We start from the raw sequence: 21,216 nt of genomic DNA on the forward strand, positions 1-21,216 counted from the left end.
GTGATATTGTATTAGAGATATGATCCAGCGCCTACATAGCGTGGTGCCCAGTATCCAGAAGTGAAGCTCGCGTATTTCACGCCGCCTGTTTCTGAGTTGATCATTTGTGTTTTGCTAAGTGCCATTCCGACGTGTTGAATCGTTCCGCCTGAATGTGAGAAGAAGACGAGATCGCCTGCTTGGATCGATGACTTCGAGATTTTCTTCGCGCTTGAGTATTGCTGACGTGAAGAACGTGGTAGTGTTTTTCCGATTGCTTTCTTGTACACGTGTCCAGTATATCCTGAGCAGTCAAACCCTGAAGTTGTTGTTCCACCATAGCGATACGGTGTTCCGAGATATTTCTTCGATTCAGCGACAAGTTTCGAACGTTTGCTAGAAGATGACGTTGAAACCGTTGTTGATGTCGACGTGTTCGCTTTCAAGTATGTGTACGTTGAAGAAGCTGAGATATAACGGTGTGTGCCTTTGTAGTTGATTTTATAGAACGAACCGGATTTACCAAGGTATGTATAGCGTTGACCTTTATCCATTTTCGCGACGACTTTCGATGATGTAAGTGACGGGGCAGTACGGATGTTCAAACCGTTTACTTTCGAGTAAGCAAATGTACCGGTAGCGGCTTCTGCTTGTTCACCTGTTGAGAACATAAGACCCGAGAAAGCGACAGTGGCAGCGACGACGATTGATGCGATACGCTTTAACATTGTATAAATCCCTCCGTTTTTAAAATCAAGACATTCGTATATGACAAATCGAGTAATTTTTAATGGTAGAGCACAAGTTGCGGGATATACCCGGTTTCCTGTGCAAATAAACTATATCATGCGCAAGACCGATAGCATTTTTCAATCGCAAGTCAAAAAAGCGTTTTCTTGTAACAAAAATGAAACAATATGTGGATATAGCACTTATTTTGTTACAAAACTATCTTTTACTGTGTAAGGATTTGTACAAGAGGGAAACGATTGAACAAAAGGTGATTTTTGCACGGTGACGGCACGGGCAAAATATGGTTAGATGATGGCAGAACAAATGAATCAAGTTGAATGCTTCTTGTAATGAAATGTAGAAAGATAGGTGACTTGAATGAGTCAACAGACAGAACCGACAAAGAACTATACACTTCGTGAGCTTGAAACGAAGACGTTGAAAGAATTATATGAAATTGCCAAAGAAGTCAAAGTACCGAACTTTCGAGAAGCGCGTAAGCGTGAGCTCATGTTCCGTATTTTGAAATCACAGGCTGAATCAAAAGATTTATATTTCCTCGAAGGTATTTTAGAGATCATCCCACCGAATCCTCAGTCTCAAAATGATGGCGGATTTGGATTCCTCCGACCAATCAACTATTCTCAATCTTCCGAAGACATCTATATCGCTGCATCGCAAATTCGTCGCTTTAATCTTCGAAACGGGGACCTTGTCACAGGAAAGGTCCGTAAACCGAAAGAGAATGAACGGTTCCAAGGTTTGTTGAGTGTTGAAGCGGTCAACGGAGAGTCGACGGACTCGACGCGTTCGCGTGATTATTTCCCGGCATTGACACCGATTTATCCAGAACAACAGATGGTGCTCGAGACAGAGCCGACCCATCTTTCGGTTCGTGTCATGGATATGATCGCACCAGTCGGGTTTGGCCAACGCGGGTTGATTGTGGCACCACCAAAAGCGGGGAAAACGTCGCTTTTAAAAGAAATTGCCAACTCGATCACGACGAATCATCCGAACGTCGAATTAATCATTCTTCTAATCGATGAACGACCAGAGGAAGTGACGGATATTCAACGCTCTGTACCGGATGCGGACGTGGCGTTCTCGACTTTTGATGAGACACCGGAAAACCATGCGCGTATTTCAGAACTCGTTCTCGAACGCGCGATGCGTCTCGTGGAACATAAGAAAGACGTGGTCATCCTACTCGATTCCATCACACGCTTGACGCGTGCGTACAACCTGTCTGTTCCACCAAGCGGACGGACACTCTCGGGGGGGATTGACCCGGCGGCGTTCCACAAACCGAAAAAGTTCTTCGGAGCGGCACGGAATATCGAGGATGGAGGTAGCTTGACTATCCTCGCGACAGCGCTCGTCGATACCGGATCGCGAATGGACGACGTCATCTATGAAGAGTTCAAAGGAACAGGGAACATGGAACTGCATCTGGACCGGAAATTGGCAGAGCGCCGGATCTTCCCTGCAATCGACATTCGTCGCTCGGGAACACGGAAAGAAGAGTTGTTACTCGGGAAGGACGAACTCGATTCGCTCTGGACGATTCGTCGTACGATGAACGAGTCTCCAGACTTCGTCGAACAGTTCTTACGCCGTGTCCGTGAGACGAAAACAAACCTCGACTTTTTTGCTGCGCTAGAGGCAGATAAGAAAAAAAGACGACCGGTGAAAAAAACGAAAACAGACTTGTAAAACCTATAGTAGGGTGATATTATATTCTAGTGAACTTTCTCTAGGTTGAAAGAATACTTAGGGCCGAAGGAGTTGAAAAGCAATGAAACAAGGAATCCACCCAGAATACCGTAAAGTCGTATTCATGGACTCGACGACAGAATTCAAATTCATCACTGGTTCAACTCGTTACTCTAACGAGACAATCACGATGGAAGATGGAAACGAGTACCCACTCATCCGTGTCGATGTATCTTCTGATTCGCACCCGTTCTACACAGGTCGCCAGAAATTCGCATCTGCAGATGGTCGTATCGAGCGCTTCAACAAGAAATACCAACGTTAATCGTAAAGTTGTATGCTCACCGCCTAGGGATTGCCCTTGGCGGTTTTTTGTTGCATCGACACGGGTAAAGAGACGAAAGTATGTCGTGAGGGGGCCGTTATGGAATTTATACTCATTAGTATTAGCTTGTTGATCGGGGTCGGCATCATGTCTCAATGGTTGGCATGGCGTTATCAAATCCCGGCAATCATCATTATGACGCTCGCTGGAGTATTGGCGGGTCCGATCCTCGGGCTGTTCGATCCGCGTGAATTATTAGGGGATTTATATAGTCCGATCATTTCGTTTGCGGTCGCCATCATCTTATTCGAAGGAAGTCTTGGGCTTCACTTTAGCGAAATCAATCAGTTCCGGAGGTCGATCGTCCGGATTGTAACGATTGGAGTCGCGCTCTCATTTGTCGGGATGTCGCTACTCATTCAATATGTAGGAGGGTTACATTGGGTCGTCGCCTGGACGATGGGGGCGCTCTTCGTCGTGACGGGTCCGACTGTCGTCATTCCGTTGTTGCGTCAGGCACATTTGAAAGATCGGGTCGGAGCGATTTTGAAGTGGGAAGGCATCATTGTCGATCCTGTCGGAGCATTACTCGGACTCTTCGTCGTTCGACTCGGATATATCGTTTATGAAGGTATGGATTTATGGATGCAACTCCTCTTCGCAGGTGCTTGTATCGTAGGAATCGGACTCGGTTACTTGTTCGGCCATCTCTTGATGGGATGGTTTGTGGCAGAAAAAGTACCTCGCTATCTCCGTGCTTCGGTCACGTTGACGGCCGTCCTCATTTTATTCTCACTCAGCGAGCTCATGATGCATGAAGTCGGGCTGCTCGCCGTGACGGCGATGGGGATGACGATGGCCAATACGAAGCATCGGGATGAAGAAATCATCGAAGAACTGCAGTCATTCAAAGAGGATATTTCAATCTTGCTCATCTCGTCTGTCTTCATCTTGTTGACGGCTTCCCTGTCTCGGGCAGAGCTGTTGAATATTTTCCAATGGCCGCTTCTCTTGACGATTGCGGGCATCCTGTTCTTGGTTCGCCCAGTTGCGATTTACTTGTCGACCATCGGTGGAGGTTTGCCGCTAGCGGAACGAGGGTTCATTGGTTGGATTGCCCCACGCGGGATTGTCGCGATGACGGTCGCGGGATTCTTTGCTGAAGAAGTCGCGCATCTTGGGATTGACGATGCGAAGCAAATGTTGCCGCTCACACTCGGTCTCGTCTTCATTTCCGTTACACTGCACGGTCTCACGATTCGACCGCTCGCGCGAAAATTGAAATTAATCGATGAACAAAAAGAGGCGAACGCTGATGAATAAAGGACGGAGTTCTTTCAATCAGTATTTAGGAGAAGTCAACCCTTTTCCTCAACTCGAAAGATAGGTATAATCGGAAAGCGATTATCGATGGAGAGGGCGAAGAACAATGATGCATGTGACGAACCGATATGGTTGGATTGAAGTGATTTGTGGGAGTATGTTTTCGGGGAAGTCGGAGGAATTGATTCGCCGAGTCCGCCGTGCTCATTATGGAAAGATTCCGGTCCAAGTGTTCAAACCAGCAATCGACGACCGGTATCATGAAGAGAACGTCGTCTCACACACAGGGAACTCGGTCGTGGCCGTGCCAATCGCATCAAGCCAAGACTTGTATGATGCCGTTCGTGAAGAAACACAGGTTATCGCGATTGACGAGGTGCAATTTTTTGATGAAGGAATTGTAGACGTCATCGAACAACTTGCGAACGAAGACAAACGCGTCATCTGCGCTGGGCTCGATATGGACTTTCGAGGCGAACCGTTCACGATGATGCCTGAACTGTTGTCACGCGCGGAGTTCGTGACGAAACTACAGGCCATCTGTTTGTCATGCGGCGCGCCTGCTTCGCGGACACAACGTCTGATCGATGGGCAACCTGCTCGGTATGAGGACCCGGTCATCTTGGTCGGGGCTTCCGAGTCTTACGAACCACGATGCCGACATTGTCATGATGTACCGAACAAACCACATCCGGTCCGCCATACGGTGGTAGACTGATGAATCGACGGACCGCCCTCGGCGGTCCGTTTTTTTGCTATAATAGATAGAGTTTGATTTGACGGAGAAAGGACGGATCATCATGTTTGACCGTTTAAGTGTATTAGAAGATCGTTACATGCAATTGAATGAAATGCTCGCCGATCCTGAGGTGCTCAGTGACTCGACGAAGTTGAGACAATATTCGAAAGAGCAGGCACAACTAGAAGAGACGGTACAGATGTATCGTCAGTATAAAGAAACAAGTACAGCTTTCAAGGAAGCTAAGACGATGCTTGAAGACCGGACGCTCGACGCCGACATGCGTGAATTGGCAAAAGAAGAGATGAACCTCCTCGAGCCAGAAGTCAAAGAGCTAGAAGCGAAACTGCGGATTTTATTGCTTCCAAAAGACCCGAACGATGACAAGAACGTTATCGTCGAAGTCCGAGGAGCAGCAGGCGGAGACGAAGCGGCACTCTTTGCAGGAGATTTATATAAGATGTATACGCGATTCGCTGAACGTCAAAATTGGAAAGTGGAACTCATTGACGCGAACTATACCGAACTCGGTGGATTTAAAGAAGTCACGTTCATGATCAACGGGGCAGGTGCCTATTCAAAGCTCAAGTTTGAGAACGGAGCCCATCGTGTGCAGCGAGTCCCGTCGACTGAATCGGGCGGACGAATTCATACGTCCACAGCAACGGTTGCCGTTCTTCCGGAAGCAGAGGATGTCGAAGTGCATATCGATATGAAAGATGTACGAGTTGATACGTTCACTTCATCTGGTCCAGGGGGACAATCGGTCAACACGACGCAATCAGCTGTCCGTTTGACACACATTCCTTCAGGGCTCGTCGTATCATGTCAAGATGAGAAGTCGCAGCATAAAAACAAGGATAAGGCGATGAAGGTCCTTCGAGCACGCCTGTATGACAAAATGCAAAGCGAACATATGGAAGAGTTGTCTGCGCAACGAAAATCGGCTGTCGGAACAGGTGACCGTTCCGAGCGGATCCGCACATACAACTTCCCACAAAGTCGTGTCACAGATCATCGGATTGGATTGACCCTTCAGAAGTTGGACCGTGTCCTAGCAGGTGAACTCGAAGACATTATCGACGCACTCATCATGGACGAACAGGCACGTCTCATGGAGGAAGCGGAATGATGCGGATTGCCGCGCTACTTAAGCAGACGGAAGAACGACTAGTTGAAGCTGGGCGCGACCGTGCGGCTGCCGAATGGTGGCTCATGCATGTGTTGCAAGTCGATCGCACCGGTCTCCTCGTTCGTTTGTCGGATGAATTGTCTTCAGATGAAGCGACACGGTTCGAGACGGGAATCGAGCGTTTATTGATCGGAGAACCGGTACAACACGTGATTGGACATGCTCCGTTTTACGGGCGCTCGTTTGAAGTGAACCGGGATGTGTTGATTCCGAGACCAGAAACGGAAGAGTTGATCGACTGGGTACTTGGGCAACTTCGTCACATCAAGGATGATGAGATTGTCGATGTCGGGACAGGAAGCGGGGCCATTGCGATTACCTTGAGCCTCGAGCTCGGCGTACGTGTACAGACGGTCGATATTTCGCGTGAGGCGATTGAAGTCGCTAAACGAAATGCAGCCACACTTGGCGCAACTGTACGGTTTTATGAAGGAGACGGGCTCGCACCGATTGCGGACCACTCGATTCGCGTTCTCGTCTCAAATCCGCCTTACATCGAGGCCGATGAGCTGTTAGATGAGACGGTCGTCGGCTACGAACCGCACCTTGCGCTCTTCGGAGGGAAGGATGGGCTCGACATGTATCGGCAATTAATATTGGAATCGGTGCGCGTCTTACGTGCCGATTGGCATTTGATTGCGTTTGAAATCGGGTATAACCAAGGACAAGATGTGAAATCATTACTGTCTGAACGTTATCCTGAAGCAGAAACGGGTATTTTAAAAGATATAAACGGCAAGGACCGTATCGTCTATGCCGTAAGGGAAGGGATTGCGTATGGAAACGAAATGGATTAATTCGAATGAGATTGAAGAGGGGGTACGTCTTCTTCAAGCGGGTGAAATCATCGCCATGCCGACAGAAACCGTCTATGGTCTCGCTGGAGATGCCATGAACGATGTGGCAATTCGAAAGATTTTTGAGGCAAAAGGTCGTCCGTCGGATAACCCGCTCATCGTCCATATCGCTTCAATCGACCAAACGAGTTTGTTTGTCGATTCGATTCCTCCTGTTGCCAAACGCTTAATGGATGCGTTTTGGCCAGGCGCTTTGACGATCATCTTGCCTTCAAACGGACGAGCCTCTTCGCTCGTGACCGCAGGCCTCGATTCCATCGGACTCCGGATGCCGAATCATCCGGCAGCACTCGAGTTAATTCGTAAGTCAGGGTTAGGGCTTGCGGCTCCGAGTGCGAATCGTTCCGGACGACCTTCGCCGACAACTGCTCAACATGTCGCGGATGATTTGAACGGACGAATCGCAGGAATCGTGGATGGGGGTCCTACCGGAATCGGAGTCGAGTCAACCGTTGTGGATTGTACGGGGGACACGGTAACGATTTTACGACCAGGTGGTGTGACGCGAGAAGAAATGGAAGCTGTCATTGGACCGGTCGCCTTAGATGCCAATTTGAGTAACGATGAAGCCACACCACGATCGCCGGGAATGAAGTACACGCACTATGCCCCAACGGCACCTGTTTTTTTAGTCGATGGCACACGCAAAGATTTAGAACGTGTCATCGAGGAGCGGAAGCAAGCGGGGTTGCGAATCGGTGCACTCGTCTTCGACGAGAACCCGACACCGGCTGAGGTCACGTATTCACTTGGGACCTCGATGGAAGTGGCGGCGCAACGTTTATACGACGCGCTTCGTCGATTTGATGAAACAGACGTGGATGAGATTTATGTGAACACGATTGAACCGGTCGGAGTCGCACTTGCCGTCTATAACCGTTTATACAAAGCAGCGGGCGGAAAGATTGTGCACCCGACGAAAGATGCCTAAAGACATAGAGGAGGACACGCGATGTCAATGAAACGCGTATTATTCATATGTAGTGGCAACACGTGCCGAAGCCCGATGGCGATGGCCTTGCTCCGTTCGAAGATGACCGGGGATGAGTTTGATATTCGCTCAGCTGGTCTACGGACGATGCAAGGATTCGATGCTTCAGAAAACGCACTGCAAGTTCTCAGAGAACGTGGGATTGAGCTCGATCATGTCACCCAGACGTTCGATGAAGTGTTAGGGAATTGGGCGGATATCATCTTGACGATGACACGCGCACACCGTGAACAAATTCGGGATACATACCCGGATTTGTCTGAGCGGACGTACACGCTCTATGAATTCGTGACGGGACTCGAACGGGACATCAACGATCCGTTCGGCGGTTCGATGAATGTGTATCGCCAGGTGCGAAACGAGCTCGAACCACTCGTGAATCGACTTGTGTTAAAATTAACGAATGATGGGTCAAAGGTGACGAAACCACCGAGACGCCTACCAAAGAAGACGGGGGAATGAACGAATGAAAATTGCAATTGGCGCTGATCATGGCGGCTTCAACTTGAAGAAAGAAATCGTAGCCTTGCTTGAGGAACTCGGACATGAGTATAAAGATTTCGGGACGAACTCAGCGGACTCGATTGACTACCCGGATGTGGCCATCCCGGTCGCAGAAGCGGTAGCGGCAGGTGAATTCGATCGTGGGATTTTGATTTGCGGTACGGGAATCGGAATCGGGATTGCGGCGAACAAAGTCAAAGGGATTCGTGCGGCACTCGTCCATGATTCATTCAGTGCAAAAGCGACACGTCAGCATAACGATTCGAACATCATGACGATGGGCGAGCGTGTCATCGGACCTGGTCTTGCACTCGACTTGGTGACGACGTGGCTCGATACTGACTTTGAAGGCGGACGCCATTCAAACCGTGTCGACAAGATGAGTGCTTACGAATCGAAGTGAGTCAAATGAAGACGGAACTTCTCAGATTTTTGACGGAGCTTCACGAACGGTTCCCTTTGAATGATGAGCGCATTCTCGTCATCGGATGCTCGACGAGTGAAGTGCTCGGGAAAACGATTGGGAAGGCAGGTTCCATTGATGTCGCAAGCGAATTGATGGAAGTGTTCCTTGAATTTAGAAAGAAGACAGGTGTCCATTTGGCGTTTCAAGGGTGTGAGCATATCAACCGTGCCCTCACCGTTGAGCGCCGGACACTCAAACAGTTCGGTCTCACAGAAGTGACGGTCGTCCCGATCCGGTCCGCGGGCGGAGCGATGTCGGAGAAGGCGTATGCGAACTTCGAGGAGCCATGTGTCGTCGAATCGATTCAAGCAGATGCCGGGATTGATATCGGCTCGACATTGATTGGGATGCATTTGAAACCGGTCGCGCTACCGGTTCGGTTATCATCGAAGCATCTCGGAGAGGCGTACGTCACGTTCGCAGTCACGAGACCGAAACTGATTGGTGGGCCACGGGCTCAGTATCCAAATAAATGAAGAAAGCATCGCATTTAGGTTTTTCGACCGAATGCGATGCTTTTTTGTTCAAATTATAAATCTTCTCCAAAAAGATAGGAGATGACCATCGGGAAACGCTCACGCCAGGCGAGCTCGTTGTGAACTCCTTCTTCAATCACTTCGAATCGGATGTGTTCGACCTTGTCTTTTAACAAGTTGTACACGCGTTCGCTCGACTCACGATACATCTCGTTCGTCGGTCCATTTTCGATCGGTTCCTCGACTTCTTTTGCGCCGACGTCCAAGTAAAGACGCTCGACGCCCTTCAAATCGCTCGCTTCAATCAATTGTTCCAGCTCGGTTTGGTTGAACCAAAATGCAGAGGACAGGGAAGCGACACGCTTGAAGACGTCTGGATATACACAGGCTGCATATATCGAGATGAGCCCACCCATCGAACTTCCCATCATCGCTGTTTCTTCCGGAATCGTCCGATAGTCAGCATCGATTTGAGGTTTCAATTCCTGCGCGATGTATTCGATATACGCCGAACCCTGCCCGCCGAGCACGATGTCACTTCCGAGCAAACTTTCACCGATATAAGGGTTTTCCCACGGTCCATACTCATCGAGTCGTTGTTCGCCTGGTGCACTATCGAGGGCGACGACAATCAAGTCACGCTTCGAGGCGTCTAAATATTCACCGACGCGCCAGCTCATGTTGTAGCTCGCATCCTCGTCAGCAAAACAGTTTTGTCCGTCGTGCATGTAGAGGACCGGATATCGTTTTTCGGACGTCTCATAGTCGGCAGGTGTGTAGATCCGGACCGTTCGTGTCCGTTCGAACGGTGTGATCGTCAGTTCTTTTGTCTCAATCATAAGTGGCCTCCTCACAGTTACATTCTTATTAATGATACCCAACTTTTCATCAGATTATTGCGATACCCAAAAAAACAAGCGTGTGGTACGATGGGGGTGTTGATTTTTAGACATTTAGAGGGGGTCTTCACATGGTAAACACGACGAAGTTGAAAGTGCAGGATGCGGAATTATTTGAGGCAATGCAACACGAGCTCGGTCGTCAGCGCGACAACATCGAACTCATCGCTTCAGAAAACTTTGTTTCAGAAGCGGTCATGGAAGCGCAAGGAGGCGTATTGACGAACAAATATGCCGAAGGATATCCGGGACGCCGTTATTACGGTGGCTGTGAGTTTGTCGACGTCGCTGAGAACTTGGCGCGTGACCGTGCGAAAGAATTGTTCGGTGCAGAACATGCAAACGTACAACCACACTCGGGTGCACAAGCGAACATGGCGGTCTACTTCACGGTGCTTGAAGCAGGAGATACGGTTCTCGGAATGAACTTGTCTCATGGTGGTCACTTGACGCACGGTAGCCCGGTCAACTTCTCAGGTGTGCAATATAACTTCGTCGAATATGGTGTAGACAAAGAGACAGAACACATCGATTACGACGTCGTCGCTGCACTTGCGAAGGAACATAAGCCAAAATTGATCGTTGCGGGAGCGTCGGCATACCCACGTACAATCGACTTCGCGAAGTTCCGTGAGATCGCGGACAGTGTCGATGCTTATCTTATGGTCGATATGGCGCACATTGCTGGACTCGTGGCAGCAGGTCTGCATCCGAACCCGGTCGAACATGCGCATTTCGTCACGACGACGACGCACAAGACGCTCCGTGGACCACGTGGAGGGATGATTCTTTGTAAAGAAGAGTTCGCCAAAGCGATCGATAAGTCGATTTTCCCAGGGATTCAAGGAGGACCGCTCATGCACGTCATCGCGGCAAAAGCGGTCGCGTTCGGTGAGGCACTCCAACCGGAATTCAAAGATTACCAACGTCAAGTCATTGCGAATGCACAAGCACTTGCGGCAGGCCTTGAAGAAGAGGGGCTCCGAATCGTATCGGGCGGAACGGACAATCACCTCTTGCTTGTCGATCTTCGAGGAATCGACATCACAGGTAAAGCAGCTGAGCATGCATTGGATGCAGCAGGAATCACGGTCAATAAAAACACGATTCCTTTCGACCCGGCATCACCGTTTGTCACAAGCGGAATCCGTCTTGGAACGGCTGCGATGACGACTCGTGGCTTCAAAGAAGCGGATATGAAAGAAGTGGCACGTCTCATCGGGCGTGTGCTGAAACAACATGAAGACGAGGCGGTAATCGCGGAAGCACTTCAAGACGTGCGATCGTTAACAGCGAAGTTCCCGCTTTACCCTGAACGAGGCTGAGTCAATGGATATTCGGACACTAGCAGAACGAGAGCTATCCGAACTTCCATTGTTCGATATGACAGAATGGTTGGCTCGTAAAGGGGAATACGATCCTTCTTTCCGTCTTGTCGCCAGTGAGTTTGGTGTCATCACGACGCTCCTCGACCATGGCTATTATGAAGAAGCGAGCGAACGAATCGTGCCGCTCCTCGGGATGAAAGTGCCTGCTGCTTTCCATCGACTAGGTCTTGCGCTAGAAGTGAAGGCGAACGGAAGAAAAGCGGCCAAGCGCCGCTTTCGTTCGTTCTCGTCGGCTGTCATCCAACATTCTGATTTAGCCGAGTGGCGACAGGCGTTCAAGCTCGATAAGAAATGGCTTGGACTTCCGCTCGTCGTTGGTCTTGCGGCTGGAGCGCTCATATTTTGGCCGGATGCCGAACCGCCCGGCGTCACGCCGGACGAGCCGGATGAAGTCGTTGTCGAGACCGTAACGGAAGAAGAAGCACTCGCAGAACGCCTTGAAGAGCTCGAGGCAGAAGTCGCCCGACTCGAAGAAGAGAATGAGAAACTTCAAGATTCGGACGAACAGAAGCCAAAGAAATCAACCGAAGAGGCACCGGACACATCAACGGATGTTGTACCGCTGGCTGAGGTAGAAGCACTTGTTCAAGATAAACAGTATGAAAAAGCCGACCGCCTATTAGGTGGAAAAGCGAAAGTCGGACAAGAACAAGCAGTTGGGTTTTATCGACTTCTTGTCGACAATAAATTGGGACAAGCGGACATTGCGGACTATGCGGCTTATCTCGAGTCGTATCCAGAATCCGGTTACAAGGCAGATGTCCTTTGGATGAAAGGGATTGCCGAGAAAAAAGCGAATGACCCGGCGTACCGTGAAACGTTGACGACCGTTTCTGAGATGGAAGGGACGTATTGGGCACCGATTGCGAAGTCCGTGCTCGAAGAATAAGGTGCTACATGAGTAGCGCCTTTTCTCATGAAATTCTAATGAAGTACACCACGATTTCTCGTTTTCCTGTCGTATGATTTGAGGTAGGAGGGATGCGTGTATGAAACGTGTAATGAAAACCATTGGAACAACTTTATTGGCGATCGGACTTATGGGAATCGGGCTTGCCGGATTTTTGTTCTTCACTTCACCTGGACAATCCAGCCTGTCGCAACTATCGCTAGCGGCGCTGGAAGTCGAACAGCAGATGGAACAAGTCGATACGAAGTGGGATGAATGGGAAGATGATTTAGAAAGACGAATCGAGCAAGCCGTTCCAGAAGGCGTTCGTCTGTTTTTTGCGGATTGAATTCGGGAAATGAATAACAATACGTCGAGCGAACTGCTCGGCGTTTTTTCAAAGGAGTGAGCAGGATGCAGACGATTCTCGTCGTAGAAGATGATTCGAAGATTGCGCGATTACTGGAGTTGGAATTGAAGCATGCGGGGTATGCGGTCATGGTGGCGACAGATGGTCGTACCGGTTTGGAACGAGCTCTCGCTGATGATGTCGACCTCGTGTTGCTGGACGTGATGTTACCTCAAATGAGTGGACTCGAGGTGGTCCGTCGTCTGAAAGAAGAGCGACCTTTGTTACCGGTTCTGATGGTGACGGCCCGTGGCGATCGATACGACAAAGTGAGTGGTCTTGATCTTGGCGCAGATGATTACATCACGAAACCATTTGAAATAGAAGAGGTGCTCGCACGAATTCGGGCATTTTTACGAATGCGCCAGCTTGTTCGTCAGGACCATTCCGAACAGGTGTTGACGTACGAAACATTGACTGTCGACGTGAATCGTCATGAAGTATATTGTGACGGAAAGAAAGTAGATTTGACTCGACGTGAGTTTGACTTGTTGGTTTTCTTTTTAGAGAATCCGGAGCGTGTTTTGACGCGTGACCAACTCGTCGAACACGTGTGGGGATTCGACTACTATGGGGATACGAATGTCGTGGACGTGTATGTCCGATACGTAAGGAAAAAACTGACCGGCTCTTGGATTCAAACGGTTCGCGGTGTCGGCTATATGTTGAAGCGTGGTGAGTGACCGATGCTACGAACAAAGATTGCGTGGGCGATGACAGGGTTCATGTTGTTGCTTCTTCTCGTCTCCTTTGGCGTGACCTGGTTCGTCGCCAGGCAGGAAATTGTCGATTCGCGTTTTGACGTGTTACTGCAGGCGTTGAATCTCTTGGAAGAAGATGTCCGGAATAGCGATGCGGTATTGTCGCTTCATGAGGACAGTGTCGTGTTAGAACGTCAAGAAAACGGCGAATGGGGAATCATCGGGGGAGAAGTGCCAGACGGAACGACGTTTCCCATCAATTACGGGGAACCGGCCCTCATCGATGATTGGTTTGTGGTCGCGACGACGGATGGACTAGCGTTCGGCTTTCAGGATCGAGATGTGAGCAATACGATTCAAGCGCTCGCAACCATTTTTCTCGTCATGTTCTTCTTTGCTGTTCTCTTGACGTTCCTCGGGACGTGGTGGATTTTACGTCAAGGTCTGTCACCGTTACGCCGATTGACAGAAACGATGGAACGGATCACGGAGTCCGGTAAGTTAGAGACAATCGAAGTGGCTGACCGAAAAGATGAAGTGACGACTCTTTCGGACGGATTTAATCATATGATTGAGCGAGTCGAAGGGACGATGGAGCAACAACGTCGTTTCGTCGCCGATGTTTCACATGAACTCAAGACACCGTTGACCGTCATCGAGGGCTATGCGAAGTTATTACAACGATGGGGACAAGAAGATGAGAGTGTACGTGCCGAAGCGATTGACCATATTTTAACGGAGTCGCGTCAAATGCGAAATGATTTGATTGAACCTATGCTCGAATTGAATCGATTTGCTGCACTCGAACAGGTAGAGCGAGAAGAAATCGATTTAGCTGAACTTGGGGAATCAATAGGAGAACGTTTTTTGCGGTCGCACGGCGTCCATTTACCTATTGAAGCTACAGGAAGCTGGTTTGGTCATCGTGAGTCGTTACAGCGGATTCTTGTCATCCTATTAGACAATAGTTTGAAGTATGCGGAAGAGACGAGCCTTCATTTGAAGAGTGATCGAATTGAGGTACGCGATCGAGGACCGATTCTTTCGGATGATGTGAGGAATCGGCTGTTCGATCGATTCTACCGATTAGATGAAGCGCGCGATCGCAGTGGGAGCGGTCTTGGTCTCGCGATTGCGAAAGAAGTGGCGGACTTGAATGAGTGGACGATCGGGAGTAGATCGAATCATCCGGATGGCAGTATATTTTTTCTGACTCGATGATGAATATTTCGCATTTTCTCATCAACTTCTAATGAAGCCTTAAATATGCTCTCACGGAAGAGGCTTATGATGAAAATAAGAAGAACACATCATGAGGAGGAAACAAACATGAAACGCATCGGTTGGATTATCGGCGCATTATTAGCTGTCATGGCAATTGTTGGAATTGGATTTTACGTAAACGGGAATCAGACGGATACGGTCATTGTTCCACAAGCAATCAATCAAGCGAGTGACGATCGATCAACGGACAACCCAGATGACCCTGCTACATCGGATGGCTCAAGTAGCGCATCAGATGATTCGTCAGCAGCGCGAGTGGGGGATGGAGACGACTATGAACTATACGGGACGCTCGTGAAGTTATCGAAAGAAGATGTCACTATCAGCTTCAATGGAAAAGAGTCGACATACCCTTTAGCGACGACACATGAAATCGATGACGATACACCGCAAGTGGGTGACCGGGTAAAACTCGAATTGAACCGAGATGATGAAGTGAAGGAAGTGGACCGTGAGAGTGGTGATGATGATGCGTATATTTACGGCACGCTCGTCAAACTCACAAATCAAGAAGTCACGATTAAGATCGATGGGAAAGACAACGTATATCCACTTGCCGCACGTTCTGAAATCGATGATGACACTCCGCGTGTCGGCGACCCTGTCAAACTTGAACTAAATCAAGATGGGGCGGTCATTGAAGTCGATCGTGAATCAGAGGACGACCAGAATGAACAAGATGATTCTTCGCAGGACGACTCATCTCAAGATGACTCATCCGAGGATGAGCGAGAAGATGACTAATGAAGTGATAAAAAGGACTAATCTCTTAATGGATTAGTTCTTTTTTTGTTGCTAGACGTTGAAGCATAAAATGAGTTGGACCGCTTTCGTCAAATCATCAGAAACGTAATAATTCTGAAATCATCACAAAAATAGGTTCTATGTTATGATGTACAAGAAAAATTTAGGTGGTTTCCACCTAATTGGGAATGAGGAGGAACATCAATGCGTACGTATTGGGGAATCTTGCTCAGTTGTATCTTGTTGAGTGGATGTGGTGCCGAGACGTTGAACGCGATTGAATTACGTCCTTTGTCTTCCTATCGAGTCGAGCAAGATCCTGAGATACCGTTAATGAAACAAACACAAGAGAAGCTACTTACATACTGTGAGCGTCGTCCGACAGATGTCTTACCAGAGCGACGAGCCAAGGTGGCAGAAGTGACATTTCATCATCCGCTCTATGAAGTACTCGGTTCCAAAACGGTGAAATATTTTGCGGCGGGTGATGAACGTTACGTGACCTGCGCGAACAGCAATGAGTTGATGGAGCGAACGTTTGCCGTGGAGCCGATTCAAGCGTTTGAAGCGCTCGAACAAGAGCGCTTTCAAGAGTCGAAAGTGGTCTCGACAATTGAGTTTGAGCGCATCGATGACCTTGAATCGATTACAAGTACGTTCACATTGAACGAGACGCATGAAGAAGTAATGCCCGACTCGGCTTTCCGTTATACGACACCGGATACGGGAGCGATCTATGTGACGTTCGAGACGATTCGAAATGGGCGTACACTTGACCCGATCATTGAACCAAAACTATTCCCGTTTCAAAGCGGAGAGAATGAAGGGTATGTTTTCTTGACGAGGCGTGCCGATGATCGCCTCACCCTACAAATCGGAGAGGCGTCCTCGCTCAAACAACTCATCCTACCGAATATATATGAGGCTCCTTATATGAAAGTCGATCCGAAAGAAGAGCTCTCGCTAAAGGGAAATCATCGCGAACTCATGAAACGCATCATCTTATCTGATCGACCGATTGAAGGGGATGTGGCTGAAGAGACGTCGTTATCGTTATCGAAAACATATGGAACGGTCCTTGAAATTTGGGGGCATGTCCGTCGTCCAGTGACAAACAAGATGTCCACGCGCCCCGCCGAAAGGGAAACGCGCCTGGCAGTTTTTGAATCGGATCAAGATACAATCTGGCTAGACGGACCGAAAACGCAAGAGTTGTTTGACGCCTTGTCTCATATTCAGCCGCATGAAAAACCGTCTACAGCTATCAAAATCGGAGACTTGCATCTGTATGAAGAATTGACTGAGCAATCCTTTGACGTATGGAAAACGGAAACAGAACTCTATTTAGTCGATCAACACACATCTCAATCGTATGAACTTCCGGGCAATGATTATTTCCAGGTCATTCAACCATAAGTGGCGTCTGACCTTTGATAAAATAGAAGTTGGCTCTACCCATCTCAACAGAGTTAGGGTACAATGCTCGAGAGAGAATGAGAGAGGAGTGAAGCAAGATGGGAAAAGTACATGTTTATGACCATCCTTTGATTCAGCACAAAATGACGATTATGCGTAAAGTAGAGACGGGGACGAAGCAGTTCCGTGAACTCGTCGACGAAGTTTCTTCACTTATGGCATACGAAATCACGCGCAGCCTACCCCTAACAGACGTAGAAATCGAGACACCGGTCTCTGTTTCCACTCAAAAGATGATTGCCGGCAAGAAATTGGGAATCGTCCCTATTTTACGTGCAGGACTTGGTATGGTGGATGGGTTCCTCAAAATGATGCCGAACGTAAAAGTCGGTCATATCGGTCTTTACCGCGATCCGGAAACACTTGAGCCACACGAATACTACTTGAAACTTCCGACAGACGTCACAGAACGTGACTTTATCGTTGTTGACCCGATGCTCGCGACAGGTGGTTCGGCTGTTGATGCGATTGCATCACTCAAGAAACACGGAGCGAAGTCAATCAAGTTGGCATGCCTTTGCGCAGCACCAGAAGGCGTAGAGCGTGTACAAGCAGAACATCCGGATGTAGAGATCTATCTTGCTGCACTCGATGAAAAATTAAATGACCACGGTTATATCGTTCCTGGACTTGGGGATGCGGGTGACCGTTTGTTTGGTACGAAGTAATGACTTAAAAGCGAGAATCGCCTATGCGATTCTCGCTTTTTTTACGATTGACACTGAATAATATTTATCATTTACGGATGTCACAAAATAGACACAAAACTAGAGCGAGAAGAATGGCGAACTGGGATGGAATTTATCTATTCTTTCTTATTTAAATAGAATCCCTCGATTTCGAATATAAAACCAGGATTGAGAAAGGGATTTTGAACAGTATGAGATTCCTCACAAAAAAATGGGCGAAATCGCTCGACATGGTAAAAACATCCTCGGTATACTGATACAGGACGTTGAAAACGATTTCAAAATGAAGTCAACAGACGTTTCGTAACTCTTTGTGAACGTAAGCGTTTACCGATTGAATTTTCCAAAACGTGGGGGTATAACTGAACTATTCTTCATCTGATTCCGTTTGTGAAATGTTATAAAGTCAACATTTTTATTTCAACGTTTCTTCACACTTTCTTAAAAAAGTGCTTTGATCGTTTAGTTTATGAAGTGCGTAAAACTATTGATACGACTTGATTTAAAGCGCTTTTATAATTGTGAAATTCATTGACTTCTTATGCCATTTCTATTACTCTGAACTTGTGTGACTTTTGATGGTCACGCGAGTGTGAATTCGTGAAGAACAAGGGAGCACGTGAGACTCGAAAGGGGGATTTGGATGGCGAAAAAAGACAATCGTTATCTATCCTATGCCTCGCTCGCTTCACAAATCTCGACAGCACTTGCTGGACCGATTGTCATCGGTTATCTCGTCGGACAGTACGGCGAAAGACGTGAATTTTGGGGCACGTTTGGTTGGAATGTGTCGATTATCCTTGGACTCGTGTTCGGGGTTACGGCGCTAGTTCTCACCCTTCGGAGTTTATTGACAGGAGAGGACGAATGAATACGATTCAAGCAGACAGAAAAGCACAAAAAGAGTTGATGAAGCGTTATACGAAATGGTTTACCATTTGGTTTGCAATTTTGTTAGTTGGCGCCTTCATCGTCCCGATGTACAAAGCCGTTTTTCTCGGATTGTTCATCGGCGGGGTCGGGAGTCTCATCATTCTACATATGCAGAATCGAAGTGTCATACGTATGTATGACGTCATCGAGCATGGACGACGACCAAAGTCGCACGGGACCGTTTCAAGAATGGCGGTCGGTGCGTTAGCAGTGATAGTCGGTCTTCTCTACGAGGATCGAGTGTCCGTCATCGCGGTGGTAACTGGTCTAATCGCCGGCCACATCATACAATTTGGCGAGTTTACACTTGCCCAGCTCAGCAGGAAAAGAGGTGAATATTAATGGGTCATGAGTTTCCCACATATTCTCTGCACTTTGGGGACTATACGTTATACGGGAGCTGGACGAACGTCATTACAGTGCTAGTTGCAGCGTTACTCGTCTTCGTATTCGCCATTTGGGGGACAAGACGTTTGGCAATGAAGCCGACTGGCAAACAAAACTTCATGGAATTCTTCGCGGAGTTCGTACGTGGAATCATCGCAAGTGCGATGGACTGGAAGACAGGAGGACGCTTTATTGGATTTGGGATGACGTTGATTTTGTTCATTCTCTTCTCAAACTTGATGGGTCTACCGTTTAACGTCATTTCCGGACACTATTTGTGGTTCAACTCACCGACAGCCGATCCTTACGTAACCTTGGCGTTGTCGACACTCGTCGTTGCAATGTCGCACTATTACGGGGTGAAACTGCACGGATTGAAACACTATTCGGCGGAATTCGTAAAACCAGTCTGGTTCTTGCTTCCGATCAAATTGATCGAGGAGTTTGCGAACACGTTGACGCTCGGTTTGCGTCTATACGGTAACATCTTTGCCGGTGAAATCATGATTACCATCATCTTGGGACTCGCGATTACAGCCGAAGGCGCACTCAACCCGCTCGGTGCAATCTTTGCGGTCTTCCCAATGATTCTATGGCAAGGTTTCTCAATCTTTATCGGGGTTATCCAATCCTACATTTTCCTGACGCTTGCAATGGTGTACATCGGGCACAAAGCTTCGGCCGAACATTGATTCGGACATCTCGCCAAAGCGTTACAATCAAATTATTTACTTAACTTTTAGGAGGAATATACACAATGGAACAACTTAATCTTCTCGCAACAGCACTTGTTATCGGACTTGGAGCACTCGCAGCTGGTATCGGTAACGGTTTGATCGTATACGGAACAGTACAAGGACAAGCACGTCAACCAGAACTCAAAAACGAACTTCGTCAAACAATGTTCATCGGTATCGGTTTGGTTGAGGCCCTCCCGATCATCGGTGTGGCTGTCGGTTTCCTTCTCCTCAACTCTTGATTCCGAGTTAACGAGAATAGCATGAGAGGGAGCACGTCTCCCTCACTTATTTAGTCAAGAGGAGGGTATGCATGGATACGATGATGATTGCAGCTGGTGCTGGCGGCGAAGGCCTCCGCATTCTGGATATGATCTTTACAATTTTCACATTCCTCGTACTCTTGGCCCTGTTGAAGAAATTTGCTTGGGGACCACTCCTTGGAATGATGAGACAGCGTGAAGAGTATGTAGCGAACGAAATTGAACTCGCTGAAAAGAGCCGCAAAGATGCGGAACATTATGTCGTTGAACAACGTGATGCACTCAGTGCAGCACGTACTGAGTCAAAAGAAATGCTCGACGCCAGCCGTCGACAAGCAGAAGCAGAACAAGCACGCTTGGTGGAGCAGGCGCGTTTGGAAGCCGAACAAATTAAAATCGAGGCAGAGAAAGCGATTGAGCGCGAGCGTGAGCTTGCGAAACAATCTCTTCAAACGGAAGTCGTCACACAGGCACTTTCGGCAGCACGCCACGTCCTTCAAACAGACCTTAAAGGTGATGAAGCGAAACAGCGTGCCCTCGTCACAGACTTCCTGTCTAAAGCGAAAGGTGCGAACTGATGAACGCATCATTAGCAAAACGCTATGCCAAAGCGCTCTTCGACTTAGCGCGGGAACAAGGCACGCTCGACCAAGTCGAAGCGGAAGTGCGTCTGCTCGATGAAGTGCTCCACGCGACTCCTGAACTCATGGATCTCTTAACGAATCCGGCAGTCAGTGACAGCGAGCTTGCACAGCTTTTAAAAGACAGCTTTGGTGATATGACGGCGATTGTCGTGAACACACTTCTCGTCATGGTCGAAAATGACCGTGCGGCAGAGGTTCGCGCATTGCCACGTTACGTCCGCGAATTTATCAACGACTATCGTGGAATTGCAGAGGGTATTGTCACAAGCGCCTACCCATTGTCGGCAACAGACTTGAAAGACGTCGAACTCGTCTTCGGACAGAAGCTCGGGAAGACGCTCCAATTGAATAACGTCGTCGATGAAGAAGTCATCGGTGGACTCCGTGTCCAAGTCGGATACACGACGTACGATGATACGATCGAAACGAAACTTACACGCCTTGAGCGTGAATTGTTGAATGCGTAAGAAATA

26 protein-coding genes are annotated in these 21,216 nt (G+C 48.3%); 24 read left to right on the top strand and 2 right to left on the bottom strand.

What is annotated here, in order from left to right; genetic code table 11:
- Positions 1–11: 11 nt before the first annotated feature.
- A complete protein-coding gene (locus KNO79_RS01310; protein WP_159562984.1) occupies positions 12–707 on the bottom strand; it encodes a C40 family peptidase in 696 nt (231 codons plus the stop codon).
- Positions 708–1,089: 382 nt separating this feature from the next.
- Here KNO79_RS01310 and rho point away from each other — a divergent pair, with 382 nt between their 5' ends.
- The 10 genes from rho to KNO79_RS01360 all read left to right on the top strand — a co-directional run bounded on the left by rho (position 1,090) and on the right by KNO79_RS01360 (position 9,300).
- The gene (gene rho / locus KNO79_RS01315) at positions 1,090–2,427 is read left to right on the top strand and encodes a transcription termination factor Rho (protein ID WP_012727388.1); all 1,338 of its coding nucleotides are present in this window, start codon (positions 1,090–1,092) and stop codon (positions 2,425–2,427) included.
- Positions 2,428–2,509: 82 nt separating this feature from the next.
- Complete coding sequence (locus KNO79_RS01320; RefSeq protein ID WP_012727387.1) at positions 2,510–2,752, top strand: type B 50S ribosomal protein L31; 243 nt, start codon at positions 2,510–2,512, stop codon at positions 2,750–2,752.
- Positions 2,753–2,851: 99 nt separating this feature from the next.
- The gene (locus KNO79_RS01325; RefSeq protein ID WP_012727386.1) at positions 2,852–4,075 is read left to right on the top strand and encodes a cation:proton antiporter; all 1,224 of its coding nucleotides are present in this window, start codon (positions 2,852–2,854) and stop codon (positions 4,073–4,075) included.
- A gap of 106 nt (positions 4,076–4,181) precedes the next feature.
- On the top strand, positions 4,182–4,793 hold the full coding sequence (locus KNO79_RS01330; RefSeq protein ID WP_074035700.1) for a thymidine kinase: 612 nt from the start codon (positions 4,182–4,184) through the stop codon (positions 4,791–4,793).
- An 82-nt stretch (positions 4,794–4,875) separates the two neighbouring features.
- A complete protein-coding gene (gene prfA, locus KNO79_RS01335; protein WP_074035701.1) occupies positions 4,876–5,946 on the top strand; it encodes a peptide chain release factor 1 in 1,071 nt (356 codons plus the stop codon).
- Entirely contained in the window at positions 5,946–6,803 is an 858-nt protein-coding gene (prmC, locus tag KNO79_RS01340; RefSeq protein ID WP_074037873.1) for a peptide chain release factor N(5)-glutamine methyltransferase, read from the top strand. The genes prfA and prmC overlap by 1 nt, the downstream gene beginning before the upstream one ends.
- On the top strand, positions 6,784–7,794 hold the full coding sequence (locus KNO79_RS01345; protein WP_159562979.1) for an L-threonylcarbamoyladenylate synthase: 1,011 nt from the start codon (positions 6,784–6,786) through the stop codon (positions 7,792–7,794). The genes prmC and KNO79_RS01345 overlap by 20 nt, the downstream gene beginning before the upstream one ends.
- 21 nt (positions 7,795–7,815) lie before the next feature.
- The gene (locus tag KNO79_RS01350) at positions 7,816–8,316 is read left to right on the top strand and encodes a low molecular weight protein arginine phosphatase (protein WP_012727381.1); all 501 of its coding nucleotides are present in this window, start codon (positions 7,816–7,818) and stop codon (positions 8,314–8,316) included.
- Positions 8,317–8,320: 4 nt separating this feature from the next.
- Positions 8,321–8,761 carry a ribose 5-phosphate isomerase B gene (gene rpiB / locus KNO79_RS01355; RefSeq protein WP_214690428.1) on the top strand — a complete coding sequence of 147 codons (441 nt, stop codon included), beginning with the start codon at positions 8,321–8,323 and terminating at the stop codon, positions 8,759–8,761.
- A 5-nt stretch (positions 8,762–8,766) separates the two neighbouring features.
- Positions 8,767–9,300 (top strand): TIGR01440 family protein, encoded by a 534-nt coding sequence (locus KNO79_RS01360; protein WP_214690429.1) that lies wholly within the window; start codon positions 8,767–8,769, stop codon positions 9,298–9,300.
- Positions 9,301–9,353: 53 nt separating this feature from the next.
- On the opposite strand, the gene KNO79_RS01365 is transcribed toward KNO79_RS01360, so the two are convergent.
- Positions 9,354–10,139: an alpha/beta hydrolase gene (locus KNO79_RS01365; protein ID WP_074035709.1), complete on the bottom strand. Its 786-nt coding sequence runs from the start codon at positions 10,137–10,139 to the stop codon at positions 9,354–9,356.
- A 131-nt stretch (positions 10,140–10,270) separates the two neighbouring features.
- Here KNO79_RS01365 and glyA point away from each other — a divergent pair, with 131 nt between their 5' ends.
- The 14 genes from glyA (at position 10,271) to KNO79_RS01435 (ending at position 21,210) form a co-directional block, all read left to right on the top strand.
- The gene (gene glyA / locus KNO79_RS01370) at positions 10,271–11,524 is read left to right on the top strand and encodes a serine hydroxymethyltransferase (protein WP_031422243.1); all 1,254 of its coding nucleotides are present in this window, start codon (positions 10,271–10,273) and stop codon (positions 11,522–11,524) included.
- A 4-nt stretch (positions 11,525–11,528) separates the two neighbouring features.
- A complete protein-coding gene (locus KNO79_RS01375) occupies positions 11,529–12,476 on the top strand; it encodes a hypothetical protein (protein ID WP_214690430.1) in 948 nt (315 codons plus the stop codon).
- A gap of 100 nt (positions 12,477–12,576) precedes the next feature.
- Positions 12,577–12,825, top strand: a complete 249-nt coding sequence (locus KNO79_RS01380) for a hypothetical protein (protein ID WP_031422247.1) — start codon at positions 12,577–12,579, stop codon at positions 12,823–12,825.
- Between the two features lie 65 nt (positions 12,826–12,890).
- Positions 12,891–13,568, top strand: a complete 678-nt coding sequence (locus tag KNO79_RS01385; protein ID WP_012727368.1) for a response regulator transcription factor — start codon at positions 12,891–12,893, stop codon at positions 13,566–13,568.
- Between the two features lie 3 nt (positions 13,569–13,571).
- Positions 13,572–14,807: a sensor histidine kinase gene (locus tag KNO79_RS01390; RefSeq protein WP_196431273.1), complete on the top strand. Its 1,236-nt coding sequence runs from the start codon at positions 13,572–13,574 to the stop codon at positions 14,805–14,807.
- Positions 14,808–14,915: 108 nt separating this feature from the next.
- Positions 14,916–15,614: a hypothetical protein gene (locus KNO79_RS01395; protein ID WP_214690431.1), complete on the top strand. Its 699-nt coding sequence runs from the start codon at positions 14,916–14,918 to the stop codon at positions 15,612–15,614.
- Positions 15,615–15,818: 204 nt separating this feature from the next.
- A complete protein-coding gene (locus KNO79_RS01400; protein ID WP_196431271.1) occupies positions 15,819–17,030 on the top strand; it encodes a hypothetical protein in 1,212 nt (403 codons plus the stop codon).
- A 98-nt stretch (positions 17,031–17,128) separates the two neighbouring features.
- Positions 17,129–17,758 (top strand): uracil phosphoribosyltransferase, encoded by a 630-nt coding sequence (upp, locus tag KNO79_RS01405; RefSeq protein ID WP_012727364.1) that lies wholly within the window; start codon positions 17,129–17,131, stop codon positions 17,756–17,758.
- A gap of 664 nt (positions 17,759–18,422) precedes the next feature.
- Positions 18,423–18,650: a hypothetical protein gene (locus KNO79_RS01410; protein WP_012727363.1), complete on the top strand. Its 228-nt coding sequence runs from the start codon at positions 18,423–18,425 to the stop codon at positions 18,648–18,650.
- Entirely contained in the window at positions 18,647–19,054 is a 408-nt protein-coding gene (locus KNO79_RS01415) for an ATP synthase subunit I (protein WP_074035722.1), read from the top strand. Before KNO79_RS01410 ends, KNO79_RS01415 begins: the two co-directional genes overlap by 4 nt.
- A complete protein-coding gene (gene atpB, locus KNO79_RS01420; RefSeq protein ID WP_074035724.1) occupies positions 19,054–19,791 on the top strand; it encodes a F0F1 ATP synthase subunit A in 738 nt (245 codons plus the stop codon). Before KNO79_RS01415 ends, atpB begins: the two co-directional genes overlap by 1 nt.
- Before the next feature lie 65 nt (positions 19,792–19,856).
- Positions 19,857–20,078 (top strand): F0F1 ATP synthase subunit C, encoded by a 222-nt coding sequence (gene atpE / locus KNO79_RS01425; protein WP_012727360.1) that lies wholly within the window; start codon positions 19,857–19,859, stop codon positions 20,076–20,078.
- A gap of 71 nt (positions 20,079–20,149) precedes the next feature.
- Entirely contained in the window at positions 20,150–20,677 is a 528-nt protein-coding gene (gene atpF, locus KNO79_RS01430; protein WP_074035726.1) for a F0F1 ATP synthase subunit B, read from the top strand.
- A complete protein-coding gene (locus KNO79_RS01435; protein ID WP_159562972.1) occupies positions 20,677–21,210 on the top strand; it encodes a F0F1 ATP synthase subunit delta in 534 nt (177 codons plus the stop codon). The genes atpF and KNO79_RS01435 overlap by 1 nt, the downstream gene beginning before the upstream one ends.
- Positions 21,211–21,216 lie beyond the last annotated feature (6 nt).

It is taken from the genome of Exiguobacterium sp. s43 (genome assembly GCF_018617255.1).
GTDB classification, from domain to species: Bacteria; Bacillota; Bacilli; order Exiguobacteriales; family Exiguobacteriaceae; genus Exiguobacterium; species Exiguobacterium profundum.